This is a genomic window from Pseudomonas sp. YL2 (assembly GCF_023063025.1).
GTDB lineage: Bacteria > Pseudomonadota > Gammaproteobacteria > Pseudomonadales > Pseudomonadaceae > Aquipseudomonas > Aquipseudomonas putida_A.
On sequence record NZ_JAJSLU010000015.1, the window covers coordinates 1 to 23,173 of the forward strand.

Below are 23,173 nucleotides of genomic sequence, written 5' to 3' on the forward strand. Positions count from 1 at the left end.
ATGTGAGAGTAGGTCATCGTCAAGATTAAATTCCGAAACCCCAATTGCGAAAGCAGTTGGGGTTTTGTTTTGCCCGCAGGAAAGTATTTTCCTGCCAATACAGGCCCTAACTGCTTGTCTTTGCCCTGATCTGACGCGAAATCCAAGCCCGACTGTAGGACAAAACACGACTAGCCATGGTGGTCGGAAAATGGATAAAGCCATGGGCGGACGAGGGCAGCAGATGGATTTCAACCGGTGCTGATCGTTGCCAGCGCTCAGCCAGTTCCAGCGTGTCATCGCGCAGTGGATCCAGTTCACCGGTGAACATCAACGCCGGTGGCAATCCGCTCAAGTCGCCGTACAGCGGAGACAGTGGCGCCTGCCGGCGTTCATCATCGCTCAATCCTGGAGTCAACAAGCGTAGCGCCTCGACCATTCCTGGGCCGTCGAGTACCAGCGTTTCAGCAGGTGCTGCGTGCACGCTTGGGGTGCCGGCGAGATCGTAAACGCCGTAATAGAGCAGGGCGCCGCTGACCCGCTGCAGCAGATCGGATGATGCTTTGAGCGCTAACAGGGTGGCAGCTGCCAGATGCGCGCCTGCCGATTCGCCGACAACGATTACCGGCAGGCCGACGAACTCCGTGCAATCATCGCTCAACAGCCAGCGTGCAGCGCACAGACAATCCTGCATGAGATCCTCAACGGGCGTATTGACTGCCAACCGATAGTCGACCGATACCACCGCCACGTTGCATGCCTTGACCATGCCGATATTAAGGTCGTCGTTCATCCGTGCATTGCCGATCACCCAGCCGCCACCGTGGTAATCCAGTACCACACCTTGAGCCTTTCCTTGCGGGCGGATGATTCGGACGGGTACTGAAGTGCCTTGTGAGTGGACCACAATGTTCTGCGCATGAAGATCATGCTTGAGCGTTTTATCCGCGCTGACAATCTGACTGGCACGCAGCAATGCCTGGATCAAACGCGGCGTCAGCCGATTGCGGATGCGAAAACGCGGCAGCCAGGCGAGCTTGCGATTGAAGCGTTGCATCTGCGCCAGATCACTATCGCTGAACTCAAGCACATTCTTAGCCAAATCCTTCCTCCTCAGGTTGCAGCGCCGGCTCAATATTCCCCACCTGCGGCAATGTCTCAGGCACCGCCAGCCACAACAGCACAAACGCCACTCCGGCAATCACCGCCAGGGTCAGAAATGCCGCGTTGTAACCGGCCTCCTGCAGCACAATGCCCGCCACGCTGGCACTCAATGCTGCGCCCAGACCAAACACCGTCGAGAGAGCGCCGAGGCTGATGTTGAAGTGTCCTGTGCCCAGCGTCAGGTCTTTCACTACCACCGGGAACAGCGCACCGAAGATCCCCGCGCCGACGCCGTCGAGCATCTGCACCGCTACCAACCAGTAAGGGTCGGCGGATAACGTATAAAGCACGCCACGCAGCGGCAGAATCAGGAAGCCTGCGAGTAGCAGCGGCTTGCGTCCCCACACATCGGCTTTGGCCCCGACCAGCAAGGCGACCGGCACCATGACCAGTTGTGCGGCAACGATACAGGCCGAGGTCAGTGGCGTCGCCATCTGCAAGTTGACCTGCGCCAGTTTCTGGCTCACCAGTGGCAGCATCGCTGCGTTGGCCAGGTGAAAGAGGGCGCAGCAGATGGCGAACATCAGCAGCGCCCTGTTGGTCAGCAACACCGCCAATCCCGAGGGCGCTTTATTGTGTGTAGCGTCGCTGGGGTCAAGGCCCCGGGCCAGATCATGGTTGATCGCGTTGGCATCGACGAAGCTCACGGCGATAACACTGCACAGCGCCATGACCGCCATCAGATAAAACACCGCCACCGGCCCGAACAGGTATGCGAATCCACCGGCCAGCAGCGCCGCGCAGGCGTTGCCGGCATGGTTGAAGGTCTCGTTGCGTCCGGTGCGTCGGGTGAACGCGCGCGGCCCGGTGATGCCCAGGGTGATCGCCGAAATGGCTGGAGCGAACACCGATGCCGCGGCGGCGCTCAGCGCTTGGGTGATCGCTACCAGACTGAAGGACGTCACGAAGGGCAATACCACGCAACTGCCGGTCACCAGTAACGCGGCAATCGCGATCACTGCTCGTTTACTGCGTGTGTTGTCGACCAGGGCACCGGCGGGCGTCTGGGTGACAAGGGCGGCAATGCCAGCGAGGGTCATCACCAGCCCGATGCTGGCCGGCTCCCAGTGATGAACGGCCAGCAGGTAAATGGCCAGATACGGCCCGAGACCATCGCGCACATCGGCGAGGAAGAAATTCAGGCTGTCCAGCGAGAGGTTGTTGCGACGATTGGTATGAGTGACCACGCTGGCATCTTCAATAAACGAGGTTCGGCGAAATGCCTCAACCTCCGCTAAGTCAGTGACTTGTCGCCTGCGGATTTAGTTTCCTGGCGGATGCCGACGGCACACACTTTTTCGCTCGGCGCTCGCCCCAGCAATGGCAAACCGATCAAGGTCAGACCGATACCGAGTAGCGTGCTGGCACTCAGCGGATCGTCGAACTGCATCCACGCCCACAACAGTGTCACCGGTGGCGTCAGAAACAGCGCGCCACTGATGCGCTGTATGCTGAATTGCTGCAAGCACAGCCAATAAAATCCGTAGCCACCAAACGTCGAGAAGATCACCAGCCACAGCACGCCACTGACGAAGTCTGCACTGATCGGCGGGCGCAATTCACCCTCAAGACCTGCCAGCAGCGCGAACACAGGAATCACCGCACACACCTGAATAAACAGCGCCGTGGTGGCCGGCATCGCGACGCCCGGCCGGGCTTTCTCAAACAAGGTCGCCGCCGCCAGCGACAATACCGCCAGTAACGGCAAGCAGTAGGCCCACAACCCCGCACTGGCCCACTCGACACTCGCAGCGCTGGCCAGCAGCATACCGATCACGCACAGCGCCAAACCCAACCATTGCCAGCCACGTGTGCGCTGCCCCGGAACGCTGCCGGCCAGCAGCACAATTGTCAGTGGCAACAGATTGGCAAACAGCGACGCAGTGCCCGGCGTGACGCCAAGTTGAATCGAGGCGGCAATCGGTCCGATGTAGCCACCCATCGCGAATAGCCCAAGCAGTGCCTGATGCCACATGTCCTTGCCGCGTAAACCACGCAAGCCGGGCCAGGCGAACGGCAGCAACAGCAATGCCGCCAATACAAAACGCCACAACGAGGCCAGGTATACGCTGCCCTGATCGGCGACGTAGCGATAGCCAATGAACCCCGAACTCCAGCTGACCACCATTGCCATCAGCAGTAAAAAACGAACAGGCATGACGTTCATCGCATGGCACCTGACAGAGGAATGAGTTCGATGATATGAATCAAGCACTGATGCATTCAAACGATACGATCCGCACCACTGATGCAGGAATTCTCAAGCATGGCCGAAGCCCTTGATATCGAACTGTTGCGCACCTTTCAGGCAATCGTGCGCTTCGGGCAATTTCTCGCCGCCGCGAGTTTCCTCAACAAGAGCCCGTCAGCGGTCAGCCTGCATGTGCGGCGTCTGGAAGCGCTGGCGGGCGGGCGCTTGCTGGAGCGCGATAACCAGACGGTCAACCTCACGCCACTGGGTCGACGCTTCGCCCTGCAGAGCGCCGATTTGCTACGCCACCACGATCAATTGCTGGCGAGCTTCAGCACGCCGCTGGCCAGCGGGCGAGTTCGCCTGGGGATTTCCGAGGAATACGCCGGCGCGGTCCTGGGCTGTACGTTGCCGCACCTGTCGGCAGATTTTCCGCACATCGAGTTGGAAGTCGAAACAGGTGCCAGCGGTCGGTTGAGTGCGCGTCTGGAACGCGGGCAACTGGATCTGGCGTTGCTGGTGGTCGTCGCAGACGCGCCGCCATCGACGCGTTGCGTAAGGATGCTGGGCCTGACCCAGCCCGTGTGGGTCGCCGCGCACAATTACACGCAGGATCTCACCCGGCCGGTACCGCTGGCCTTGCACGGCAAGGGTTGTCCCTATCGCAGCGTTGCCGTGGATGCATTGAGCGAGCAGGGACGCCGGTGGCGCGCAGTGATTGTCAGCGCCGGTGCCAGCGCGCTGGAAACAGCCATCGAGGCCGGACTGGCGGTGGGCATTGTTGATCGTGCGCAAGTGCGCCCCGGCATGCGCGTGTTGAGCGGTGAGGAGGGATTACCCGAGTTGCCGCTGCACGAGTTGCGCCTGATGCAGGCACCGGGTGAATTGAGTGAGGCGGGGGAGGTTCTGGTGCGCTTGATCGGTGACGGCTTCGTGTTGTGACGCGTTGAGCGACGGCGGCCTCAGGGCAGGGCCGCCGTCAGTCATTACATCAGTTGATGCGCGGATGCTGCTGCACCAACTCCTTGCGCTTGGCTTCCAGCTCGGCGATTTCGGCGTCGATGTCTTCGATTTTCTGCTCGATGTTGTCGTGGTGTTCCTTGAGCAGTTCCTTGGCTTCCTCAAGATCCGACGCCGCCGGCGCGGCACCGCGCAGCGGTTTGTTGGCGGTCTCTTTCATGGTCACGCCGGTGATCAGGCCGACCACGGCAATCACCATCAAGTAGTAGGCCGGCATGTACAGGTTGTTGGTGCTTTCCACCAGCCAGGCCACGGCAGTCGGGGTCAGGCCGGCAATCAGCACCGAGACGTTGAACGCGGCGGCCAGTGCGCTGTAGCGGATGTGTGTGGGGAACATCGCCGGCAGGGTCGAAGCCATGACGCCGATGAAGAAGTTCAGCAACACCGCGAGGATCAGCAAGCCGGAGAAGATCAGGCCGATCTTGCCGCTGTTGATCAGCATGAACGCCGGAATCGCCAGCAGGAACAGGCCGATGCTGCCGACCACAATGAAGGGCTTGCGGCCGATCTTATCGCTGATAAAACCGATCGCCGGTTGCACGAACAGCATGCCGACCATGATCGCGATGATGATCAACACGCCACGGTTTTCGCTGTAGTGCAGGTTGTGCGACAGGTAGCTCGGCATGTAGGTCAGCAGCATGTAATAGGTGACGTTAGTCACCGCTACCACGCCAATGCAGGTCATCAGACTGCGCCAGTGCTTGGTCGCGACTTCCTTGAACGAGACTTTCGGCCCGCCCGCCAGACCTTCACGGTCGCCTTCTTCGAGTTTCTCGACGTGCTGTTGAAACGCCGGCGTCTCTTCCAGCGCATGCCGCAGATAGAGGCCGATCATCCCCAGCGGCAGGGCGAGGAAGAACGGCAGACGCCAGCCCCATTCAAGGAATTTCTCTTCGCCGATGATCGTCGAAATCAGCACCACCACACCGGCGCCGAGGACGAAACCGGCAATCGAGCCGAAGTCCAGCCAACTGCCAAGGAAACCGCGCTTGCGGTCGGGCGCATATTCGGCGACGAAGATCGAGGCGCCGGTGTACTCACCGCCGACCGAGAAGCCCTGAGCCATTTTCGCCAGCAACAGCAGGATCGGCGCCCAGATGCCGATCGACTCATACGACGGTATCAGGCCGATGGCGAAGGTACTCAGCGACATGATCACGATGGTCGCGGCCAGCACTTTCTGCCGCCCGTATTTGTCGCCCAGCGCACCGAAGAACAGGCCGCCCAACGGACGGATCAGGAACGGCACCGAGAAGGTCGCCAGCGCTGCAATCATCTGCACGCCAGGATCGGCGCCGGGGAAGAAGATCTTGCCCAGTGCATAGGCGACGAAGCCGTACACCCCGAAGTCGAACCATTCCATGGCGTTGCCCAGTGCGGCGGCGGTGATCGCCTTGCGCATCTTGGCGTCGTCGACAATCGTGATGTCTTTCAATCCGATGGGATTGACCTTGTTTTTCCTTGATTTCATGCGGGTCACTCATAGCTGAACGGATTCGATGCCACTGTTTTGCTGGCATGGGTTCTTTCCGTCAGATACAAGAAGACACGAAAAAATTCACTGCTCAGGGCATTTTTGTCGTTCGCACCCGCCAAGACGCAGCAGAGCCCACCCGGCGGCGATTACGCAAAAGCACAAGACGTCAGGCTGAAAACCCGGATAATGGCCGCCAATTCGTTTTTGCTCTCTGGTAAACCCGCATGGAAATCAAGGTCAACTTTCTCGACAACCTTCGACTTGAAGCCAAGTTCGACGACTTCACGGTGATCGCCGATCAGCCCATTCGCTACAAGGGCGATGGCTCGGCACCGGGGCCGTTCGACTACTTCCTGGCGTCGTCGGCCTTGTGCGCGGCTTACTTCGTGAAGCTGTACTGCGAAACGCGCAATATCCCGACCGAGAATATTCGCCTATCGCAGAACAACATCGTCGACCCGGAAAACCGCTACAACCAGATCTTCAAGATCCAGGTCGAATTGCCGGCGGACATTTCCGAGAAGGACCGTCTTGGCATCCTGCGCTCGATCGATCGCTGCACGGTGAAGAAGGTCGTGCAGACCGGTCCCGAGTTTGTGATCGAGGAAGTCGAGAACCTCGACGCCGATGCGCAGGCCTTGCTGATGCCGCATTCGACCTCTGAAGCGGGCACCTACATCGCCGGCAAAGATCTGCCGCTGGAGCAGACCATCGCCAACATGTCGGGGATTCTCGCCGATCTGGGGATGAAGATCGAAATCGCCTCGTGGCGCAACATTGTGCCTAACGTCTGGTCGTTGCACATCCGCGATGCGCATTCGCCGATGTGTTTCACCAACGGCAAGGGCGCGACCAAAGAGGGCGCACTGGCCTCGGCACTGGGCGAGTTCATCGAGCGCCTGAACTGCAACTTCTTCTACAACGACCAATTCTGGGGCGAGGACATCGCCACCGCCGAGTTCGTGCATTACCCGAACGAGCGCTGGTTCAAACCGGGCCCGAAAGACGAGCTGCCGGCAGAGATTCTCGACCCATACTGCCTCGACATTTACAACCGCGACGGCGAGCTCAAAGGCTCGCACCTGTACGACACCAACTCCGGCAACACCCAGCGCGGCATCTGCTCGCTGCCGTTCGTGCGCCAGTCGGACGGCGAGGTGGTGTACTTCCCGTCGAACCTGATCGAAAACCTGTTCCTGAGCAACGGCATGAGCGCCGGCAACACCCTGGCTGAAGCCCAGGTGCAATGTCTGTCGGAGATCTTCGAGCGCGCGGTCAAACGCGAAATCCTCGAAGGTGAAATGGCCTTGCCCGACGTGCCGCAGGCAGTGCTGGAGAAGTACCCGAGCATTCTCGCCGGGATCAAAGGGCTGGAAGAGCAGGGCTTCCCGGTGCTGGTCAAGGACGCGTCGCTGGGCGGTGAATTCCCGGTGATGTGCGTGACCCTGATGAACCCGCGCACCGGCGGCGTGTTCGCCTCGTTCGGCGCGCACCCAAGCTTGGAAGTGGCGCTGGAACGCAGCCTGACCGAGCTGCTGCAAGGCCGCAGTTTCGAAGGCTTGAACGATCTGCCGCAGCCGACATTCTCCGGCCAGGCCGTGACCGAGCCGAACAACTTCGTCGAGCACTTTATCGACTCCAGCGGGGTGGTGTCGTGGCGCTTCTTCAGTGCCAAGTCTGACTTCGAATTCGTCGAATGGGACTTCTCAGGTCAAGGCGAAAACTCCAACGCCGAAGAAGCCGCAACCCTGTTCGGCATCCTTGAAGACATGGGCAAAGAAACCTACATGGCGGTCTACGACGACCTCGGCGCCAATGCCTGCCGGATCCTGGTGCCGGACTACTCGGAAATCTATCCGGTGGACGACCTGATCTGGGACAACACCAACAAGGCCCTGCAATTCCGCGGCGACATCCTCAACCTGCACAGCCTGAGCAAGGTCGGTCTGCGCAACCTTGCTCAAGGCCTGGAAAACAGCGAGCTGGATGATTACACCGACATCACTACGCTGATCGGCATCGAGTTCGACGACAACACGCCGTGGGGCAAACTGACCATTCTGGAACTGCGCCTGCTGATCTACCTCGCCCTGCAGAAATTCGAGCAGGCCAAGGATCTGGTCGAAGCCTTCCTGCAATACAACGACAACACCGTCGAGCGTGGTTTGTTCTATCAGGCGGTGAACGTGTGTCTGGAAATGGAGCTGGACGAAGACCTGGAACTCGCCGACTACGAGGCCAACTTCCGCCGCATGTTCGGCGACGAGCGCATGGACGCGGCGATCGGTTCGGTCAACGGCAGTGTGCGTTTCTACGGTCTGACACCGACCAGCATGAAGCTCGAAGGGCTGGATCGTCACCTGCGGCTGATCGACAGCTACAAGAAGCTGCACGCGGCGCGGGCTAATGCGGCGGGTTTGAATCGCTGATAGCAGACGGTCACTTCTGCTGAGTAAACCTGTCGTGAGGGGATTTATCCCCGATGGCGCGCAAAGTGGGCCGGGCTTCTTCAACCAATAAAGAAGCGGGCCTGCTACGCAGTCCATCGGGGATAAATCCCCTCACCACAAGTGAGTATTGTGGGGACATGGAGTCGGCAAAATGACTCTCACGAATACTGCTGTGTACTTGAGCGCCAACGCCATGAACCGCATGGATCAGGACGGCACACTGGACGCCAATCCCGTCTGCGCCGCAAAACCTGCGGGAACCCGCCGCTAATTCTGAGTCCACTGCACAACCCCATGTGGGAGCGAGCCTGCTCGCGAAGAGGGCGTGTCAGTCGCCATCGCTTTGGCTGACAGATCGCATTCGCGAGCAGGCTCGCTCCCACATTGGATTTCTGGCAGCCGCCAAACCTGAGTCCACCCAATAACCCTGTGGGAGCTGGCTTGCCAGCGATAGGGCCGTTTCAGCCAACATCATTATCAGTGCCGTCAGCGCTTGCACTGCGCCTGCACCACCTGGCAAGTGTTCGGCGTCCCTCCGGAGCGGCTCGCATAACGCATGCAGTTATTCATCGACTTCTTGCGCGCCATGCTCAAGGTGTCGCCCCAGGCCAAACCGCCTTCGCCGGAAGTGGGCACGGCTTTTGCGTAGCAGTTCGAGCCGTTGGTGGCGTAGCGCTTGCTCGAACAGCCGGCTGTCAGCGCCAGGGTGGTGGCGAGCAGGGTAAGTAGCACCCAGGACGAGCAGTGGCGTGCGGTGATTGTGGTCATCTGGGTTCCTCGTTGGGTCATGCGCCTCAATTGCCTCGCCGACAGGCGTTGGGCATTATCCAGCAATCGACATAAGGAAGCGTCCCCAATGCGTGCACCCACACTACACCTGATGTGCGGCAAGATCGCCTCGGGCAAATCGACACTGGCCAAATCACTGACTGAGGAGCACCGCGCGCTGGTGCTCAGTGAGGATCAGTGGCTGTCGCGGCTGTATCCGGAGCAGATCAAATCCGTGGCGGATTACCTTCGATGTGCGCGGCAGATTCGCGGCGTGCTGGGGCCGTTGGTGATCGATGTGCTTAGCGCGGGTGTGAGTGTGGTGCTGGATTTTCCAGCCAATACCGTGGCGGATCGGCAGTGGCTGCGAGGGCTGGCGGATACTGCAAAAGTGCCGCATTGCCTGCATTATCTCGAAGTGGATGATGACACCTGCCGCGTCCGGCTGCATGCACGCAACGCGCTGGCGGAGCATGAGTTCGCGGCGTCGGATGCGGAGTTTGATTTGATCACGCGTTACTTTCAGGAGCCGGACGTGGGCGAGGGGCTGGAGATTGTCATGCACCGCAATCGGCAACAGGGCTAGTTCCCACAATGATCTCAGTCTGCCAACCTGCTGCATGACCCTGTAGGAGTGAGCCTGCTCGCGATAGGGCCATGTCAGGCATCCCGCACGCTCTGCTGCACAAACCGCTCGATCAACCACCGCGCCGCCGGTCCCGGTGGCAGGTCGGTGCGGTAGATGACGTCGAACGGGTAGATGCCGCTCTGGTACTCCGGCAGGTTCAGCCGCACCAGTCGGCCGGACTGCAAATCTTCCTCGACCATCGGCAACGGCATGTTCCCCCAGCCAATCCCTTCGCGCAGCAGCATGTGCTTGGCACCCAGATCCGCCAGGCGCCAGGTGCGGTTGCTGAGAACGGCGAAGTCGCGATCCTTGGTCAGTTGCGAGCGATCGGACAACACCAGTTGCGTCAGTTCACGCCCGGCCCCCGGTGTGTTCGCTTCACCCGAAGCCAACGGATGATTCGGTGCCGCCACCGGAATCAACTCGACATTGCCGGCACCGATACGCTCGATCGCATCGATGCCTTCGTTCATTGGCCCACTGACGCCAATGATCGCCCCGCGATTGATCACCCGCTCAGTCACTGCCCCCAGCGCCTCCATGTGCAAATGCAGGGCGACGGTGGGAAACGCCTCGCGAAACGACTTCAACGCATCCACCACCCGCTGCGGCGGCAGCATCACGTCCAGCACCACATGCACCTCAGCTTCCAGCCCCTGCAACAGGCCTTTGACCTTGGCGCGCAAGCCATGCACCCCGTTGGCGATGGTGCGTGCCTCGGCCAGTACGGTCCGGCCAGCCTCGGTAAGTTGCGGTTTGCGCGTGGTCTGGCGATCGAACAGCGTTACCCCCAGCTGCAATTCCAGGTTGGCCATCGAATAGCTGATCACCGATGTTGCGCGGTGCAGCTTCCTCGCGGCGGCAGCGAAACTGCCCAGTTCCACCACCGTCAAAAACACCCTCAGTTGATCCAGCGTCGGCGTGCCCGGGTCAGAAATCATGGCTGTTACCTCGTCATCATCAGCGAACTGGCATCGTCGCTGAGCTGCGTCAGCTTGTCTATTTTCTAGAACGTAATGATCGAAATTAGTCGGCTATTCAGATTAGCGGGCCAGGCGCACCATTTCCTCACTTGGACGATTCATCTCGGATCGCCGCACCTTTGAAGGAAATACCGTCATGACCACTGCCGCAAACATTGCTCCAACCGCTACTGAACAAACCCGCAATGACGTCACCCAGTCCTCGGCCTCGTTGATCGGCCGCATTCTGCTCAGCGCGATCTTCATCCTCTCCGGTTTTTCCAAACTGGCGGCGCCGGCGATGATGATCGGCTACATCGGCTCGGTCGGTCTGCCGCTGCCGCAAGTGGCGCTGGCGCTGGCAATCATCGTTGAGGTCGGTGGCGGCCTGGCACTGATCGCCGGCTACCGCACCCGAACCGTCGCCGCTGTGCTGGCCGTGTTCAGCGTGGTCACTGCGCTGGCGTTCCACAACGCCTTGGGCGATCAGAATCAGTTCATCCACTTCTTCAAGAACATCGCCATGGCCGGTGGCCTTCTGCAAGTGGTCGCGTTCGGCGCCGGTCGTTTCAGCCTTGACGCCCGTCGTCACTGATCACGCGCTACCCACTCCAATCGATCGAGGTCTCTCATGAAAGCCATCCGTGTGTACGAATACGGCAACCCCGAAGTGTTGCAACTGGAAGACATCGCCGACCCTGTGGCCGGCGAAGGTGAAGTGTTGATCGAGGTCGCCGGGGCAGGGGTCAACCCGATCGACTGGAAGGTGCTGTCCGGCGCGATGAAAGCGTTCATTCCGCTGCCACTGCCGTTCACCCCGGGCGTTGAAGTGTCCGGCAAAGTAATCGCCACTGGCCCCGGTTTGACCCAATTCAAGCTCGGTGATGAAGTGTTCGGCTTCATCAACATCGTCGGTGGCTATGCGAGCAAAGCCGTGGCCCCGGTGAGCAAACTGGCGCTGAAACCGCAATCCCTCAGCGCCTTGCAGGCTGGTGCCGTTCCGGCCACCGCGCTCACCGCGTGGCAAGCGTTGACCGAGCACGCTGGCGTGCAGCGGCGGCAGAAAGTGCTGATCCACGCCGCAGCTGGTGGCGTGGGCAGCATGGCGGTGCAGATTGCCAAGTATCTGGGCGCCGAGGTCATCGCCACCGCCTCGGCCAGCAATCATGCGTACCTCAAGCAATTCGGTGCAGACTACGTTATCGACTACACCACGCGGGCGTTCGATGAGCTGGTATCTGAAGTCGACGTGGTGCTCGATCTGGTGGGCGGTGACACCCAGAACCGTTCGTTCCGCGTGTTGAAACGCGGAGGCTTACTGATCTCGCCGGTCAGCGCGCCGAGCATCACGCTGGCCAATGACTACGGCGTAACCCCGATCAACTTCGCCACCCGCTCCGACGGTGCGCAGTTGTCGTTGATCGCCGAACTGTTCGATCGCGGCCACCTCACGGTCGACGTCGAAGTGTTCCCGCTGAGCGAGGCGCAACGTGCGCTCGAGAAAAGCCTGAGCCGCCGTGGTCACGGCCGGCTGGTCCTCGATCCCACGAAGTAGTTCGCCGCTCACAATTGCACTGCGGAGACCTTCCTGCTCTTCATCGGGCAAATACTGAAGTCGGGTCAAATGGTCGACCCGGCCTCAGCACGCCATCAGCAAAATCAGCACTTTGCCCGCATCAGGGCAAAACGGTCGGGTGGTGATCAGTCAGTTGGCGCACGACGATCTCCACCGCCTGATCCACGCTGACATTCGCAGTGTCGAGGCAAAGAATCGGCTGCGCCCAGGCTTCATATTCATGATTCGCCACGGAGGACCATGTCGGTGGCGTCAGCCCCATGATATCTGATTGCCGCTGCTCAACCCGACGACGATGCTCACGTCGATCCGAGCAAATCACTTCGATGTTGAGCAACGGCGCTCCCGAGCGAGCCGCGATGTCGGCCCACGCTTGCCGGCTTTCAGCGACCGGATTCACACAATCAACCACGACGCTGTGGCCAGGACGCAGGTTGTTCGCGGCCAACTCGTTGGCTACCCGGTAACCACTGGTACCCACATCATCCGCCAGAACCCCGGCGTTGCGGATGGCTTGTTCGATCGTGTCGATACGCAGGCAGGTTGCATCCAGCCGGGTCGCGAGTGATCTGGCGATGGTGGTCTTTCCGGTTCCTGGCAGCCCGCTGAAGACAATTAGCATTGGCAGTCCTTGTTCGCAGTGGCCCAGGTCGTGCGCAGAAGTGGATGAAGACCTGACTTACAACGCCCACATCCGAACCAGGGCAAATTGCAGATCCACAGTGACGCATGTCCGGCCATCCACCCATTCATCTTCGCGAAGGCGACGTCCGGTATTGGTTTCGCGCTCGCCTTTGGCGATGACCAGGACGAACAGGCGGGTGGGGCACTCGAAAGAGCGCAACCGATCAACATCGGCCCGCACTGACCAATCGCCTTCCAGGCACTTGGCCTGCGAGACATCGCCCAGGCATTTGATTTCGGCGACCATCCTCGGCGCGCCGTTGTCGTCCAATGAGTACAGGTCCGCTTTGCGTCGGTCGCCTATCGGCAGATCCGTCCAGATCTCGATCTCATCTTCGAACCAGGCTTGCAGACTGATCTGGGCTTGAATCCAATGCTCGCGGCAACTGTTGAGTTGCAGCACTTGCTCAAGATTCTTCTCCATGCCTTGAAAGGCGCGCTCGAACAAACCGAGCCATTGAGTGGTGTCCATTTCACATTTCCTGTGTCAGTCCATTTGGGGGAGGGATTATGGACGGAATCGCCTTCAACCGAAAACTCCACATTCATCACCGAACCCTGTAGGAGTGAGCCTGCTCGCGATAGCGGTATATCGCTGACATTTGCGTTGTCTGACACACCGCTATCGCGAGCAGGCTCACTCCTACAGTGGCTCTCTGGCAGATACGGACAAAAAACGCAGCCCACGGCCCAATCGCGCAGGCATTTGCGTGCGCAGTCGTTCTGTCATATTTGGTATCAGTTGATTGCAGATAGTAGCCAGCCCAACACTAATTCCAATGAGGCTGCACTGTGTTTCAACGTCTTGTGTGTTCGCTGTCCGTTCTGAGCCTGTCCATCGCCGCTGCCCACGCCGCCGAGCCTTTGGTGCTCGACACGCCGCGTCTGCAAAGCATCGACAACTTCCGTGATGTCGCCGGCCTGACTACTGCGTATTCCACCGCCCACGACGGCACCATGCGTAGCGGCGTGTTTTACCGCTCCAACGCGATCACGCCGTCGGCAGCGGATCTGGCGACCCTCAACAGCCTCGGCATCAAAGCCGTCTACGACCTGCGCACGCCGAGCGAAATCGCCGGCACGCCGGATACGATGCTGACCGGTGCGACCTACCAGAACATCGACATCATCGGCAGCACCACCTCCGGCGCGAACATCACCACCGTGTCGTTCAAAAGCGCGGCCGACGCCATTGCCATGATGGAACAGACCAACCGCGCCTTCGTCAGCGACGCCGGGATGCGCGGTCAATTCGGCAAGCTGTTCAACGAACTGGCTACCACCGACGGCGCACAATTGTTCCATTGCACCGCCGGCAAGGACCGCACCGGCTGGACCGCCGCCGTGCTGCAGAGCATCGCCGGGGTCGATAACGCGACCATCATGGCCAACTATCTGGCGACCAATGACTACACCGCCGCCCGCGTCGCCGCGACTCTTAAAGCGATGCCGCCAAGCATGGCCTCGGTCTACGCGCCGCTGCTCGGTGTGCAGGCCAGCTACTTGCAGGCCGGTCTCGACGAGGTCACCGCCGAATACGGCAGCATGGACAACTACCTCAAGCAAGGCCTCGGCCTGTCCCAGGAAACCATTTACGTCCTGCGCGGCAAACTGGTCGAGTACAACAGCCTGCCGGGTCAGGCCGGGCTGATCGGCAACGCCGCTGCCGGTGCCGAATGGTTGCGCGAGTTGCAGAACAGCAACCTGTCCGGCACCTACAGCGCCTACAACTACTACCTGCAATCGGCGATCGACGCCGGCACCCTCGGCGGTGTCGAGTCCCAGGTCGGCGGCCAGGTTCACGCCGACGCCGCCAGCTACCTGCTGCGCCAGAATGCAATGATCGAGCAAGCCGCCGCGCCCTATGCCAGCGGCACTGACCTGAAAGTCGGCCAATACCGTTTGTGGACCACCGCGCTGGCCGGTTACCTCGGCACCGACGGCTCGTCCCACGCCGAAAGCAGCAACGAACACAGCCAAGGCCTGATGGTCGGCTTCACCCAGCGCTTCTCCGAACAACTCAGCGCACATGGCGGCTTCGGCTACAGCAAAGGCACTGTTGGCGGCGCGGGCGGCGAGGCCGATACCGATTTCACCTTCTTCAACCTCGGCGCGCGCTACGGCTTCACTAGCCTGGAACGTGGCCTGTTCGTCGACGCCAACGCCAGCGCCGGCTACGTCGATTACGACAGCAAACGCGAACTGGGCGGCGGCCTCGGCACGGCCAAGGGCGACACCCACGGTAACCTCACCGGCGCGACGCTGGCGCTGGGTTACCGCGCGCCGGTCAACGGCATGATCCTCGAACCCAGCCTCGGCTTGCGCGTCAGCCACCTCGACCTCAAAGGCTTCCAAGAGAAGGGCAGCGAACTGGCACTCGACATCGACGACAACACCGCCACCCGCCGCAGTGCCGTCGCCAACCTCAACGTGGCGTTTGCCCCGGTGGCGATGGGCGCCTGGCAACTGGTGCCGGGCGTACAAGTCGGCTACGAACGCACGCTGGGCAGCAACGACGTCAACAGCCAGGGCCACCTTCTGGGCCTCGACATCGAACAACGCGCCGCCTTCGACAACCGCGACCAGTTCAGCGGCGGCGTCAACCTGATGGCCAGCCTCGGCGCGGTCAGCGTCGGCGCAGAAGTCGGTGCCAGCGGCGGCGGTGACAGCCATGGATTCAGCGGCAGCCTCAAGGCCAGTTACGCGTTCTAAAGCAGGGATAACAACGCAAGGTCAAGGATGACCACCATTGACAAAGCACCAGCAAACCCGTTGGAACGGCCAGATGCCAATCCTGAGTCCACTGCATATTCCTGTGGGAGCGAGCTTGCTCGCGAAGAGGCCATGTCAGTCACCATCACCTTGGCTGACCCACCGCATTCGCGAGCAAGCCCGCTCCCACATTCAGATTCCGGCCAGCCGCCAACTCTGAGTCCAGCACATCAGCAGTGTCACCGACCAGCGCCAATCCTGAGTCCACCAACTAACCCTGTGGGAGCGGGCTTGCTCGCGAAGAGGCCATGTCAGTCACCATCACCTTGGCTGACCCACCGCATTCGCGAGCAAGCCCGCTCCCACATTCAGATTCCGGCCAGCCGCCAACTCTGAGTCCAGCACATCAGCAGTGTCACCGACCAGCGCCAATCCTGAGTCCACCAACTAACCCTGTGGGAGCGGGCTTGCTCGCGAAGAGGCCATGTCAGTCACCATCACCTTGGCTGACCCACCGCATTCGCGAGCAAGCCCGCTCCCACATTCAGATCCCGGCCAGCCGCCAACCCTGAGCCCAGCACATAACCCCACGGCACCGACCAGCCGCAATCTTGAGTCCACCAACTAACCCTGTGGAAGCGAGCCTGCTCGCGAAGGCGTCATGTCAGCCAACATCACCATCAACTGACCCATCAGCATTCCCGTCGATAAACCAATCAACCCCGCCCCCTCATCTGCGCCGGACTCACCCCATACGCCTGCTGAAAATACTGACAAAACCGCCCGACATTACTGAAGCCAAAGCGCAACGCCACCTCCGTCACCGACGCCGAATGCCGCTGCCCCAGCGCCTCGAAAGCGCGCTCCAATCGCACCTGACGCTGATACGCCACAATCGACATCCCGACAAACCGCCGAAAGCCCTCCTGCAATGCGCGCTGACTGACATTGCTCAACCGCGCCAACTCAACCCCACTCACCAACTGTTCGGGATGCGCCTGAATAAACTCCACCGCCAACTTCACATGCCGCGGCGTCACCCTCGGCGCCGGCTGGCGCAACGCCTCGGTAAAATTGTGCGGCCACGCCTCCAGCACCGCATCAATCAACATCTCACGCAACCGCGACGGCATCAGCGTGCCGCTATTGAGCAACAGATCAAACTCCGTCCCCGTCGCCAGATCAATCAACGCCTTGATCCCGCCAAACGCCGCCGAGTGCAGATCCACCACCGGCTCAAACACAATCTTCTGCACAATCGGCCGCCCCAACAACGCCGCCAAACGCTCAGTCAGTTGCCCCCGATTCACCGAAATCCCGTGCTGCGCGTGATTGTCGAGAAAACGCATCGAACGGATATCCGCCTTATCAATCGCCAACCCCACCTGCGCCACACCGACGGACTCGGTGCGGTGGTTGAACACAATCTTGCCCGCCGTGGGAATCACAAAAGTGATCTCGTCCTGCGGGTCGGGGAAGGTGACGGTGAAATCACCGTGGTAATGCATACGCCGGAAACTGACCCCGTCGTGCCGCCCGTAGACGCCGCCGATGATGATGTTGGAGGGGATCGGCGGGGTGTCGGCGTAGCGATTGCCGAAGAGCCGGGAGAAGAGGGCGCCGAAGTCTTCGGAGTGGAGGTTTTCGGAGCGGAGGATGATTTTTTGGCGAGGTGGGGCGACGGAGTACACCTTGGGGCACCTTTTTTTGGGGCTCTTGGGTAAGTGGGGAGAGGCGCAGGGGAGGTTAGCAGGTTGGGGGTGACAGGTTTGTGACGGGAGATTGAGTCACTGGAGACGGCCAATAACCCCCAGGTATATCCAGCAGCAGCGGGCAGATACTTCAGGTAAGTGCTTGCTTAGGTTGCATCTAAAAAAACTAAGGGTTTTTAAATATCTGCTCTGTCATTTTCATGGTTGGAATGATCAATGACTTTGTGTAATAGGTTTTATATCCATACGCGGTAATGCGTACCTTGCAGGGTATGAAAGCTTTATTGGCTAGTAGCGGTCGGACGGCTTCGTAATCATTCAGGTCGAGTTGCGTCCCATCGGGTCTTGTATTGTAAAAAACAAGTTCTGAAGTGAAGGTGTGATTTGGTCTGGCTTGGCTGCTCGCATTCACCAGGCCTTCAGCCTTTATATTGATTGAATGCTCGGACGAAAAATTCATGTCGCCGTCTAACGAGCAGGTCAGCGTTGGCGTGAGCTGATTAGAGTTTTCGAAATCATTGAATGCGCTAGCCAAATCTACTGTTGAAGTAAATTTCACAGTAAAAAGATTATTCGGCCCTAATTCGAAAGACGACAAAGTAAGATCGGCGGGCGGGATGTTGGCTGTTTTTACACAGCCAGCGCAGAGAAGTAATGTCAGGTAGACGAAGCAGCGATATAGATTCATTAACCGAAAATACCATTGATGGAGTCAAAAATCAGATCGAGCGCTGATTTTGTTTCCTGAACCGGCTGAATGAACATCCAATCTGCAGAGGCGTGGTGGATATCGATGGTTTTGTTCATAGTCGGACCGGATTTTATATTCCAGCGCTCGCCGAAATCAGCGACGCTGTCAGAAGAGTCGGGTTTGCTTGAGTTGGCTCGAATGTTAATCCAGGTCTCTGCGACAGGTTGCGGTTCTGACATGTAGATATCCGAGCCCAGCCATACCCAAAAACCTTCGCCGACAGGGTCAAGTGTCACCAGGAATTTAATGCTGTAACCCGCTTCAGATAAAATTTTAGAAAGATGTGCTCCGTTCCATCCACCCAAGCTGTGACCCACGATATATACGGGGCTTGATTTGCTGGGTATTTTGTCGATGAAGTTGGTTTTGATGTCTCCGGAACCTTTGGCGTCGTTGTAGCCTCTGGCCCAGCTGGTGTATTTGGTTTTCAGTTTTGCGTTTGGGCTTATTCTGTTATCAAGCAGATTTTTTGCGGCATCGATGTTGTGATAGGCACCTTGGAAATAATACTTTTCCTGGTCTGCGGCGCCACCGATAAAGAAGACGATGGCTTTCTTTTCCGGAACTGGTACTGCTTTGACGGTTGAGTCATTTGCAGCGGTCAATGTTTTCGTTGCCGCAAGGCTTGCGGTGTTGCCGTTTGGAAGAACAATTTGCTCTGCGGCCATTACTTAGTCTTCCAGAAAGATTTTGATGGTTTCTGCCAAGTGCGAACTCACCATATGGGTGAAGCCCATTGAATCGCTAACGCCATGTTCCAGGCTTCCATCCTCACGTTGGATGGCGTAACCGTGATTAGGCATTGGCTCGCCGGTCGTGCCGTCGACCAGTTTGATCTTGTCGCTGAAGTGCACCGGCATCGGCAGTAAACCGCTGAAGGGCGCTGATACAACGGTGTCGCCGATGATGACGGTGCCGGAGCCGCCAATGACAATGTTGCCGTGGCCTCCGGTGCTGTCTACTGTCGCGGCGTTCAGGCCGTTGATGAATACAGTCGAACTGATGCCCCCGGTAATTGGGCTACCGCAGGCGGATTTGTCGGTCATGCGAGCAGCTGCGAGGCCGTCGAAGAATACGTTCGGCGAGCCGCTGGCAATAGGATTGGTACCGTGTCCTGGAAGTGGGCAACTGGTGGGGTCTGAGACGCGAGCAGCTGGTTTTCCACTCATGGGAGGTTCCGTTTCGAAATGTGAGTAGGCGAGCTCGAGATTCTCGAGCGAGCGTTGGGCGGCAGTTTGATTAGGCGATTGCTGTTTTTACGAGCAGCAGCTCTACGTAGCCGTCGCCCAAGAAGGGATGGCTTTCAGTTCTGAAATGCGGGGGCGTATCTGAGGAGTTGTGGCGCGGTGGCGCTTCCGTACGCGGGGCATTCATAAAAATAAATCGTCCTTGAAAAATCGCCGTGAAGGATGCCCGAGGTGAAGGTCTCGTTCAACGAGATTTTCGCGCGTACTCGTACTTTTTGATCTCGTTCCCGAACTTTTTTGCAGAGCGTAATAGGCCGCTGCCGTCATTACTAAATTCAGGCTGAGGGAAACTCCAGGCTGTCGAGATCGATTTTGGCATAGGTCCCGAGTTCGCCCTTGTAGAGGGATACTCTGGATACTCTTAGCTCAGATTGTAGAAAACCAACGAGTACCCTGAGACTTGAGTGTTTGGACATGCTTGTTGGATGCACCACGGTAGCCTTGCCGGGCTCATCGTCGTAGGTTCGGATCATAAAAGTGTCTTCGCCGTTCTGGATGACGTAGTTAACCCCACGGTATTCATAGCCAGCGTCATGGTCGACATCATCGAAACGAGTAGCGGTTGTTATTTTCAATGTAGATTTCCGTTGAATTTGGCTCGTGGCAGGTAGCTTTTCGAACCGTTCGTGTTGATGTCCACTAGGCAATACCCTCCGTGGCACCAAGCTAGCTAGCGGCCACAGAGGTCTTACGAGTTATTGCGTCGGCACAACATTATCCAACGCCTGATTCACCGCCAGTTCCCCCAGCATCACCACCTGCGCAATGCCCAGCAGCGTCTTGCGAATCGGCCCCTCAACCAGCGCCGCGACATCCCCCAACATCACCGTCGCCGAACCCAGTGATTCACTGGCGTTCGCCAGCAATTCCTCGGTGGCGATTTTTGGGTTGGCTAGAAACATGGCGTTGGGTGTGTAGGGCGTGGCCATGATTTGGCTGGCGGGGTTGAGGTAGTGGTCGAGGGCGCGTTCGGCGGCTTCGCTGAGTTTTCGGGAATCGGGGGATTCGTAGGGGGAGACTGTTTCGGTCTCGGGCGGGTTCGGTGTGACTTTGAACATGATGACGCTCCATATGTGGCTAAGGGAACCATCACATTCGCTACCAAACGAGGGTGGTGGCCATTACGAAGGTTGGTAGACCGGCACACATGGAAAAACCGGCGCGCTCGAAAGCGCCCTGCGCATGGCCACCATTAAGACAGCCGCCAGAAGGCATCTGCGTAAGGTGACGTTTTGCGCCATGTGTGAAACCGGGCTACCAAACCCGATCGCTGCTTTTCAGCGACCGACCCACGATAGAACCCGCACCCTGGGCGCACAAGCCGGCGGATTCTGGCGTAGTCGTAGGCAATGGCGCAAGGCGTTGTAGCCTGGGATGACGTAACACTGGGTGTCTTTAAACGGCTCTGGCAAAACCTTAAACACGAGCGAGAAACTGACCGATGCGCGGCTTGAGCATTTCGATCGCGGTGATACGATCGTGGCGCGCCACCCACGCCAAAGAGCAGAATCGATCACCATGAAACCCAGTTTCGAAAAAATCCCCACCGAAGCCACTGCCTCGTGGACACTGCTGAACCGGCGTTTGCCGGAGGCGATTCCGTTCGAATGGCATCACCATCCCGAGTACGAGCTGACGCTGACGTTGAACAGCCGTGGACATCGCTATATCGGCAATGACGTCGCGCCTTACGATGACGGCGATCTGATTCTGGTCGGGCCAAACGTGCCGCACAGCTGGTCGTCGGCGGAGCGGGTCGATGCCGGGCAACCGCATGTAGCGCTGGTGATCTGGTTTTCGGTGGCGTGGGCGGAGTCGCTGGTGGCGTTGTTTCCGGAGTTGGGTTCGTTGCGGCAATTGCTCGCGGCAGCGCGGCAGGCGTTGAGTTTCAGTGCGGTGGCGTCGCGGGAGATTCGGCCGCTGATTGAGGCGATGGTCGAGCAGGAGCCGGCCGAGCGTTTGATCGCGCTGTTGACCGTGTTGAGCAAACTGACGCGGGACGTCGATGCCAGGCAAGTCCTCTCTGCGTCGGACTCGCAGGTTGGCAGCCAGATTGTTGAAGACCCGCGCATCCATCGGGTTCTGGATTACGTGCATGGTCACTACACCGAGGCGATCAGCATTCCCGCATTGGCCGAGATGGCGTGCGTCAGTGTGTCGGCGTTCCATCGGATGTTCCGTCGTCATACGCGCAGCACGGCGTTGGACTACATCGTGCGGCTAAGAGTCGGACACGCCTGCGCGCTGTTGATGCAGGGGCACTCGACGGTTTCGTTGATTGCCGAGGCAGTGGGGTATTCGTCGCTGGCGCTGTTCAATCGGCAGTTCAAGGCGTTGAAGGGGCTGACACCTTCAGAGTTTCGTCGTCAGCACGGTCATCATTTTCTGTAAGCGGCGCGCTGCTTAAACGCCACAATCGTATTAGTCGACGCGGCAAATCAGGCTGCCGCCACCACCCTCGGAAGTGGTCCCATACCTGCACCAACAATAAGGTCTGCAGGTCCCCCGATGAGCAAATACCAGGCATTCGAGAGCGCAACGCTTCCGGAGAACTACCGCGACAGCATCGTCAAAATGAAACGCACCTTGCGCGCGCAGATCGGCGATGTACAGGGGCTGTTCGCCGAGGTCAGTGAGTTTATTGCCGGCGAAATTGCGTCGATCAAAGCGCAGGAGGCGCAGACCGGGTCGGCCTGGCCGGTGCTGGAGTTCGCTGAGATCGCCGCTGGCACAGTGACTGCCGAGCAACTGGCCTTGATCAAACGTCGCGGTTGTGTGGTGCTCCGCAATCATTTCCCCCGCGAGCAGGTGCTGCAGTGGGACCAGGGCTTGCTGGATTACCTCGACAAGAATCGATTCGATGCGCTGTATCGCGGGCCGATTGACCAGTTTTTCGGCAATCTTGAGGCGTCGCGGCCGGAAATTTTTCCGATCTACTGGTCGGCGGCGCAAATGCAGCTGCGCCAGCATGAGCGGATGGGCACGGCGCAGGCGTTTCTCAATCGATTGTGGAAGACTCATTCGCACGGCCAGGACTGGTTCAACCCGGATATTAATGCGCTGTATCCGGATCGGGTGCGCCGACGTCCGCCGGGCACACACTCGAAAGGCCTTGGCCCGCACACCGATTCCGGGGCGCTGGAGCGCTGGTTGCATCCGGCGTATCTGAAAGTTTTCGACAAAATCTACTGCAACGACTTCGCGGCCTACGACCCGTGGGATGCGGCGTTTCGCACCGAGGTGGATGAATACGCCTACAAGGACACGGTCAAGTGCTCGGCGTTTCGCACGTTTCAGGGCTGGACTGCGCTGTCGGACATGCAGGCCGATCAAGGCGTGCTGCACACCGTGCCGATCCCCAAGGCGATGGCCTACCTGCTGCTGCGGCCGCTACTTGATGACGTGCCCGAAGACGAGTTGTGTGGGGTGGCGCCGGGCAAGGTGCTGCCGGTGTCGCGGCAATGGCATCCGTTGCTGGTGGAGGGGCTGAGTCCGATTCCGGACGTGCAGGCCGGTGATTCGGTGTGGTGGCATTGCGATGTAATCCATAGCGTCGCGCCGGTGCAGAACCAGCAGGGCTGGGGCAACGTGATGTACGTGCCGGCGGCGCCGATGTGTGCGAAGAATCTGCATTATGCGCGGGATGTGTTCAAGGCGTTCGAGCAGGGGGCTTCGCCGGATGATTTTCCGCGTGAGGATTATGAGCGGTCGTGGGAGGAGCGTTTTGCTGTGGAGCGTCTGAACTCGCTGGGGCGTGCGGGGCTTGGGCTGGAGTAGGTGAGTTTGGGGTTTGGGGCCGGTCGCGGCCCATCGGGACGCTGCGATGTTTCGCTAAATCCTCTCACCACC

General features: G+C 59.2%; 22 protein-coding genes. 8 read left to right on the forward strand and 14 right to left on the reverse strand.

Translation table 11 applies throughout. The features are described from left to right. Window positions 1-106 precede the first annotated feature (106 nt). The 3 genes from LVD08_RS20085 to LVD08_RS20095 are packed head-to-tail and all read right to left on the reverse strand — an operon-like array spanning window position 107 to window position 3,310. Window positions 107-1,036, reverse strand: a complete 930-nt coding sequence (locus LVD08_RS20085) for an alpha/beta hydrolase fold domain-containing protein (protein WP_247269118.1) — start codon at window positions 1,034-1,036, stop codon at window positions 107-109. Between the two features lie 37 nt (window positions 1,037-1,073). Continuing rightward, window positions 1,074-2,330 (reverse strand): MFS transporter, encoded by a 1,257-nt coding sequence (locus tag LVD08_RS20090; protein WP_247269029.1) that lies wholly within the window; start codon window positions 2,328-2,330, stop codon window positions 1,074-1,076. A 47-nt stretch (window positions 2,331-2,377) separates the two neighbouring features. Further along, window positions 2,378-3,310 carry a DMT family transporter gene (locus LVD08_RS20095; RefSeq protein WP_247269030.1) on the reverse strand — a complete coding sequence of 311 codons (933 nt, stop codon included), beginning with the start codon at window positions 3,308-3,310 and terminating at the stop codon, window positions 2,378-2,380. Between the two features lie 99 nt (window positions 3,311-3,409). Here LVD08_RS20095 and LVD08_RS20100 point away from each other — a divergent pair, with 99 nt between their 5' ends. Further along, complete coding sequence (locus LVD08_RS20100; protein ID WP_115990024.1) at window positions 3,410-4,276, forward strand: LysR substrate-binding domain-containing protein; 867 nt, start codon at window positions 3,410-3,412, stop codon at window positions 4,274-4,276. Window positions 4,277-4,325: 49 nt separating this feature from the next. On the opposite strand, the gene proP is transcribed toward LVD08_RS20100, so the two are convergent. Then, complete coding sequence (gene proP / locus LVD08_RS20105) at window positions 4,326-5,828, reverse strand: glycine betaine/L-proline transporter ProP (protein WP_027613786.1); 1,503 nt, start codon at window positions 5,826-5,828, stop codon at window positions 4,326-4,328. A 230-nt stretch (window positions 5,829-6,058) separates the two neighbouring features. Here proP and LVD08_RS20110 point away from each other — a divergent pair, with 230 nt between their 5' ends. Further along, entirely contained in the window at window positions 6,059-8,263 is a 2,205-nt protein-coding gene (locus LVD08_RS20110; protein WP_247269031.1) for an OsmC domain/YcaO domain-containing protein, read from the forward strand. A 507-nt stretch (window positions 8,264-8,770) separates the two neighbouring features. On the opposite strand, the gene LVD08_RS20115 is transcribed toward LVD08_RS20110, so the two are convergent. Continuing rightward, window positions 8,771-9,052: a hypothetical protein gene (locus tag LVD08_RS20115; protein ID WP_247269032.1), complete on the reverse strand. Its 282-nt coding sequence runs from the start codon at window positions 9,050-9,052 to the stop codon at window positions 8,771-8,773. Window positions 9,053-9,140: 88 nt separating this feature from the next. Here LVD08_RS20115 and LVD08_RS20120 point away from each other — a divergent pair, with 88 nt between their 5' ends. Further along, entirely contained in the window at window positions 9,141-9,638 is a 498-nt protein-coding gene (locus LVD08_RS20120; protein ID WP_247269033.1) for an AAA family ATPase, read from the forward strand. Between the two features lie 74 nt (window positions 9,639-9,712). Here the strand turns inward: LVD08_RS20120 and LVD08_RS20125 are convergent, their stop codons facing one another. Further along, the gene (locus LVD08_RS20125; RefSeq protein WP_103367604.1) at window positions 9,713-10,621 is read right to left on the reverse strand and encodes a LysR family transcriptional regulator; all 909 of its coding nucleotides are present in this window, start codon (window positions 10,619-10,621) and stop codon (window positions 9,713-9,715) included. A gap of 178 nt (window positions 10,622-10,799) precedes the next feature. Here LVD08_RS20125 and LVD08_RS20130 point away from each other — a divergent pair, with 178 nt between their 5' ends. Continuing rightward, window positions 10,800-11,237, forward strand: a complete 438-nt coding sequence (locus LVD08_RS20130; RefSeq protein ID WP_247269034.1) for a DoxX family protein — start codon at window positions 10,800-10,802, stop codon at window positions 11,235-11,237. Window positions 11,238-11,273: 36 nt separating this feature from the next. Further along, the gene (locus LVD08_RS20135; protein WP_247269035.1) at window positions 11,274-12,197 is read left to right on the forward strand and encodes an NADP-dependent oxidoreductase; all 924 of its coding nucleotides are present in this window, start codon (window positions 11,274-11,276) and stop codon (window positions 12,195-12,197) included. A gap of 121 nt (window positions 12,198-12,318) precedes the next feature. Here LVD08_RS20135 and LVD08_RS20140 read toward each other — a convergent pair whose 3' ends face one another. Further along, the gene (locus tag LVD08_RS20140) at window positions 12,319-12,840 is read right to left on the reverse strand and encodes an AAA family ATPase (protein WP_247269036.1); all 522 of its coding nucleotides are present in this window, start codon (window positions 12,838-12,840) and stop codon (window positions 12,319-12,321) included. 57 nt (window positions 12,841-12,897) lie between these two features. Next, entirely contained in the window at window positions 12,898-13,374 is a 477-nt protein-coding gene (locus LVD08_RS20145) for a hypothetical protein (RefSeq protein ID WP_027613790.1), read from the reverse strand. A 320-nt stretch (window positions 13,375-13,694) separates the two neighbouring features. Between LVD08_RS20145 and LVD08_RS20150 the strand changes: the two genes are divergently transcribed. Next, window positions 13,695-15,614 (forward strand): tyrosine-protein phosphatase, encoded by a 1,920-nt coding sequence (locus LVD08_RS20150; protein WP_247269037.1) that lies wholly within the window; start codon window positions 13,695-13,697, stop codon window positions 15,612-15,614. A 716-nt stretch (window positions 15,615-16,330) separates the two neighbouring features. On the opposite strand, the gene LVD08_RS20155 is transcribed toward LVD08_RS20150, so the two are convergent. The 6 genes from LVD08_RS20155 to LVD08_RS20180 form a co-directional block, all read right to left on the reverse strand. Beyond that, complete coding sequence (locus LVD08_RS20155) at window positions 16,331-17,305, reverse strand: AraC family transcriptional regulator (RefSeq protein WP_247269038.1); 975 nt, start codon at window positions 17,303-17,305, stop codon at window positions 16,331-16,333. A 187-nt stretch (window positions 17,306-17,492) separates the two neighbouring features. Then, window positions 17,493-18,014, reverse strand: coding sequence for a hypothetical protein (locus tag LVD08_RS20160; RefSeq protein WP_247269039.1), 522 nt, complete (start codon window positions 18,012-18,014; stop codon window positions 17,493-17,495). Continuing rightward, window positions 18,014-18,745 carry an alpha/beta hydrolase gene (locus LVD08_RS20165; protein WP_247269040.1) on the reverse strand — a complete coding sequence of 244 codons (732 nt, stop codon included), beginning with the start codon at window positions 18,743-18,745 and terminating at the stop codon, window positions 18,014-18,016. Before LVD08_RS20165 ends, LVD08_RS20160 begins: the two co-directional genes overlap by 1 nt. Before the next feature lie 3 nt (window positions 18,746-18,748). Next, window positions 18,749-19,246: a PAAR domain-containing protein gene (locus tag LVD08_RS20170; protein ID WP_247269041.1), complete on the reverse strand. Its 498-nt coding sequence runs from the start codon at window positions 19,244-19,246 to the stop codon at window positions 18,749-18,751. A gap of 353 nt (window positions 19,247-19,599) precedes the next feature. After that, on the reverse strand, window positions 19,600-19,899 hold the full coding sequence (locus LVD08_RS20175) for a hypothetical protein (RefSeq protein ID WP_247269042.1): 300 nt from the start codon (window positions 19,897-19,899) through the stop codon (window positions 19,600-19,602). Window positions 19,900-20,019: 120 nt separating this feature from the next. Beyond that, window positions 20,020-20,382, reverse strand: a complete 363-nt coding sequence (locus LVD08_RS20180) for a DUF6124 family protein (RefSeq protein ID WP_247269043.1) — start codon at window positions 20,380-20,382, stop codon at window positions 20,020-20,022. Between the two features lie 460 nt (window positions 20,383-20,842). Between LVD08_RS20180 and LVD08_RS20185 the strand changes: the two genes are divergently transcribed. Together LVD08_RS20185 and LVD08_RS20190 are read left to right on the forward strand one after the other, a co-directional pair. Further along, window positions 20,843-21,715: a helix-turn-helix domain-containing protein gene (locus LVD08_RS20185; protein WP_247269044.1), complete on the forward strand. Its 873-nt coding sequence runs from the start codon at window positions 20,843-20,845 to the stop codon at window positions 21,713-21,715. A gap of 117 nt (window positions 21,716-21,832) precedes the next feature. Beyond that, entirely contained in the window at window positions 21,833-23,101 is a 1,269-nt protein-coding gene (locus LVD08_RS20190; protein WP_247269045.1) for a DUF1479 domain-containing protein, read from the forward strand. Window positions 23,102-23,173: the final 72 nt, after the last annotated feature.

What these genes read in the sequence shown, in the direction of transcription:
- proP (WP_027613786.1), bottom strand. Translation starts at nt 5,828, where the DNA reads ATGAAATCAAGGAAAAACAAGGTCAATCCCATCGGATTGAAAGACATC.
- LVD08_RS20170 (WP_247269041.1), bottom strand. Translation starts at nt 19,246, where the DNA reads ATGAGTGGAAAACCAGCTGCTCGCGTCTCAGACCCCACCAGTTGCCCA.
- LVD08_RS20145 (WP_027613790.1), bottom strand. Translation starts at nt 13,374, where the DNA reads ATGGACACCACTCAATGGCTCGGTTTGTTCGAGCGCGCCTTTCAAGGC.
- LVD08_RS20140 (WP_247269036.1), bottom strand. Translation starts at nt 12,840, where the DNA reads ATGCTAATTGTCTTCAGCGGGCTGCCAGGAACCGGAAAGACCACCATC.
- LVD08_RS20180 (WP_247269043.1), bottom strand. Translation starts at nt 20,382, where the DNA reads ATGTTCAAAGTCACACCGAACCCGCCCGAGACCGAAACAGTCTCCCCC.
- LVD08_RS20190 (WP_247269045.1), top strand. Translation starts at nt 21,833, where the DNA reads ATGAGCAAATACCAGGCATTCGAGAGCGCAACGCTTCCGGAGAACTAC.
- LVD08_RS20115 (WP_247269032.1), bottom strand. Translation starts at nt 9,052, where the DNA reads ATGACCACAATCACCGCACGCCACTGCTCGTCCTGGGTGCTACTTACC.
- LVD08_RS20100 (WP_115990024.1), top strand. Translation starts at nt 3,410, where the DNA reads ATGGCCGAAGCCCTTGATATCGAACTGTTGCGCACCTTTCAGGCAATC.
- LVD08_RS20160 (WP_247269039.1), bottom strand. Translation starts at nt 18,014, where the DNA reads ATGAATCTATATCGCTGCTTCGTCTACCTGACATTACTTCTCTGCGCT.
- LVD08_RS20130 (WP_247269034.1), top strand. Translation starts at nt 10,800, where the DNA reads ATGACCACTGCCGCAAACATTGCTCCAACCGCTACTGAACAAACCCGC.
- LVD08_RS20085 (WP_247269118.1), bottom strand. Translation starts at nt 1,036, where the DNA reads ATGCAACGCTTCAATCGCAAGCTCGCCTGGCTGCCGCGTTTTCGCATC.
- LVD08_RS20095 (WP_247269030.1), bottom strand. Translation starts at nt 3,310, where the DNA reads ATGAACGTCATGCCTGTTCGTTTTTTACTGCTGATGGCAATGGTGGTC.
- LVD08_RS20165 (WP_247269040.1), bottom strand. Translation starts at nt 18,745, where the DNA reads ATGGCCGCAGAGCAAATTGTTCTTCCAAACGGCAACACCGCAAGCCTT.
- LVD08_RS20125 (WP_103367604.1), bottom strand. Translation starts at nt 10,621, where the DNA reads ATGATTTCTGACCCGGGCACGCCGACGCTGGATCAACTGAGGGTGTTT.
- LVD08_RS20110 (WP_247269031.1), top strand. Translation starts at nt 6,059, where the DNA reads ATGGAAATCAAGGTCAACTTTCTCGACAACCTTCGACTTGAAGCCAAG.
- LVD08_RS20135 (WP_247269035.1), top strand. Translation starts at nt 11,274, where the DNA reads ATGAAAGCCATCCGTGTGTACGAATACGGCAACCCCGAAGTGTTGCAA.
- LVD08_RS20185 (WP_247269044.1), top strand. Translation starts at nt 20,843, where the DNA reads ATGAAACCCAGTTTCGAAAAAATCCCCACCGAAGCCACTGCCTCGTGG.
- LVD08_RS20120 (WP_247269033.1), top strand. Translation starts at nt 9,141, where the DNA reads ATGCGTGCACCCACACTACACCTGATGTGCGGCAAGATCGCCTCGGGC.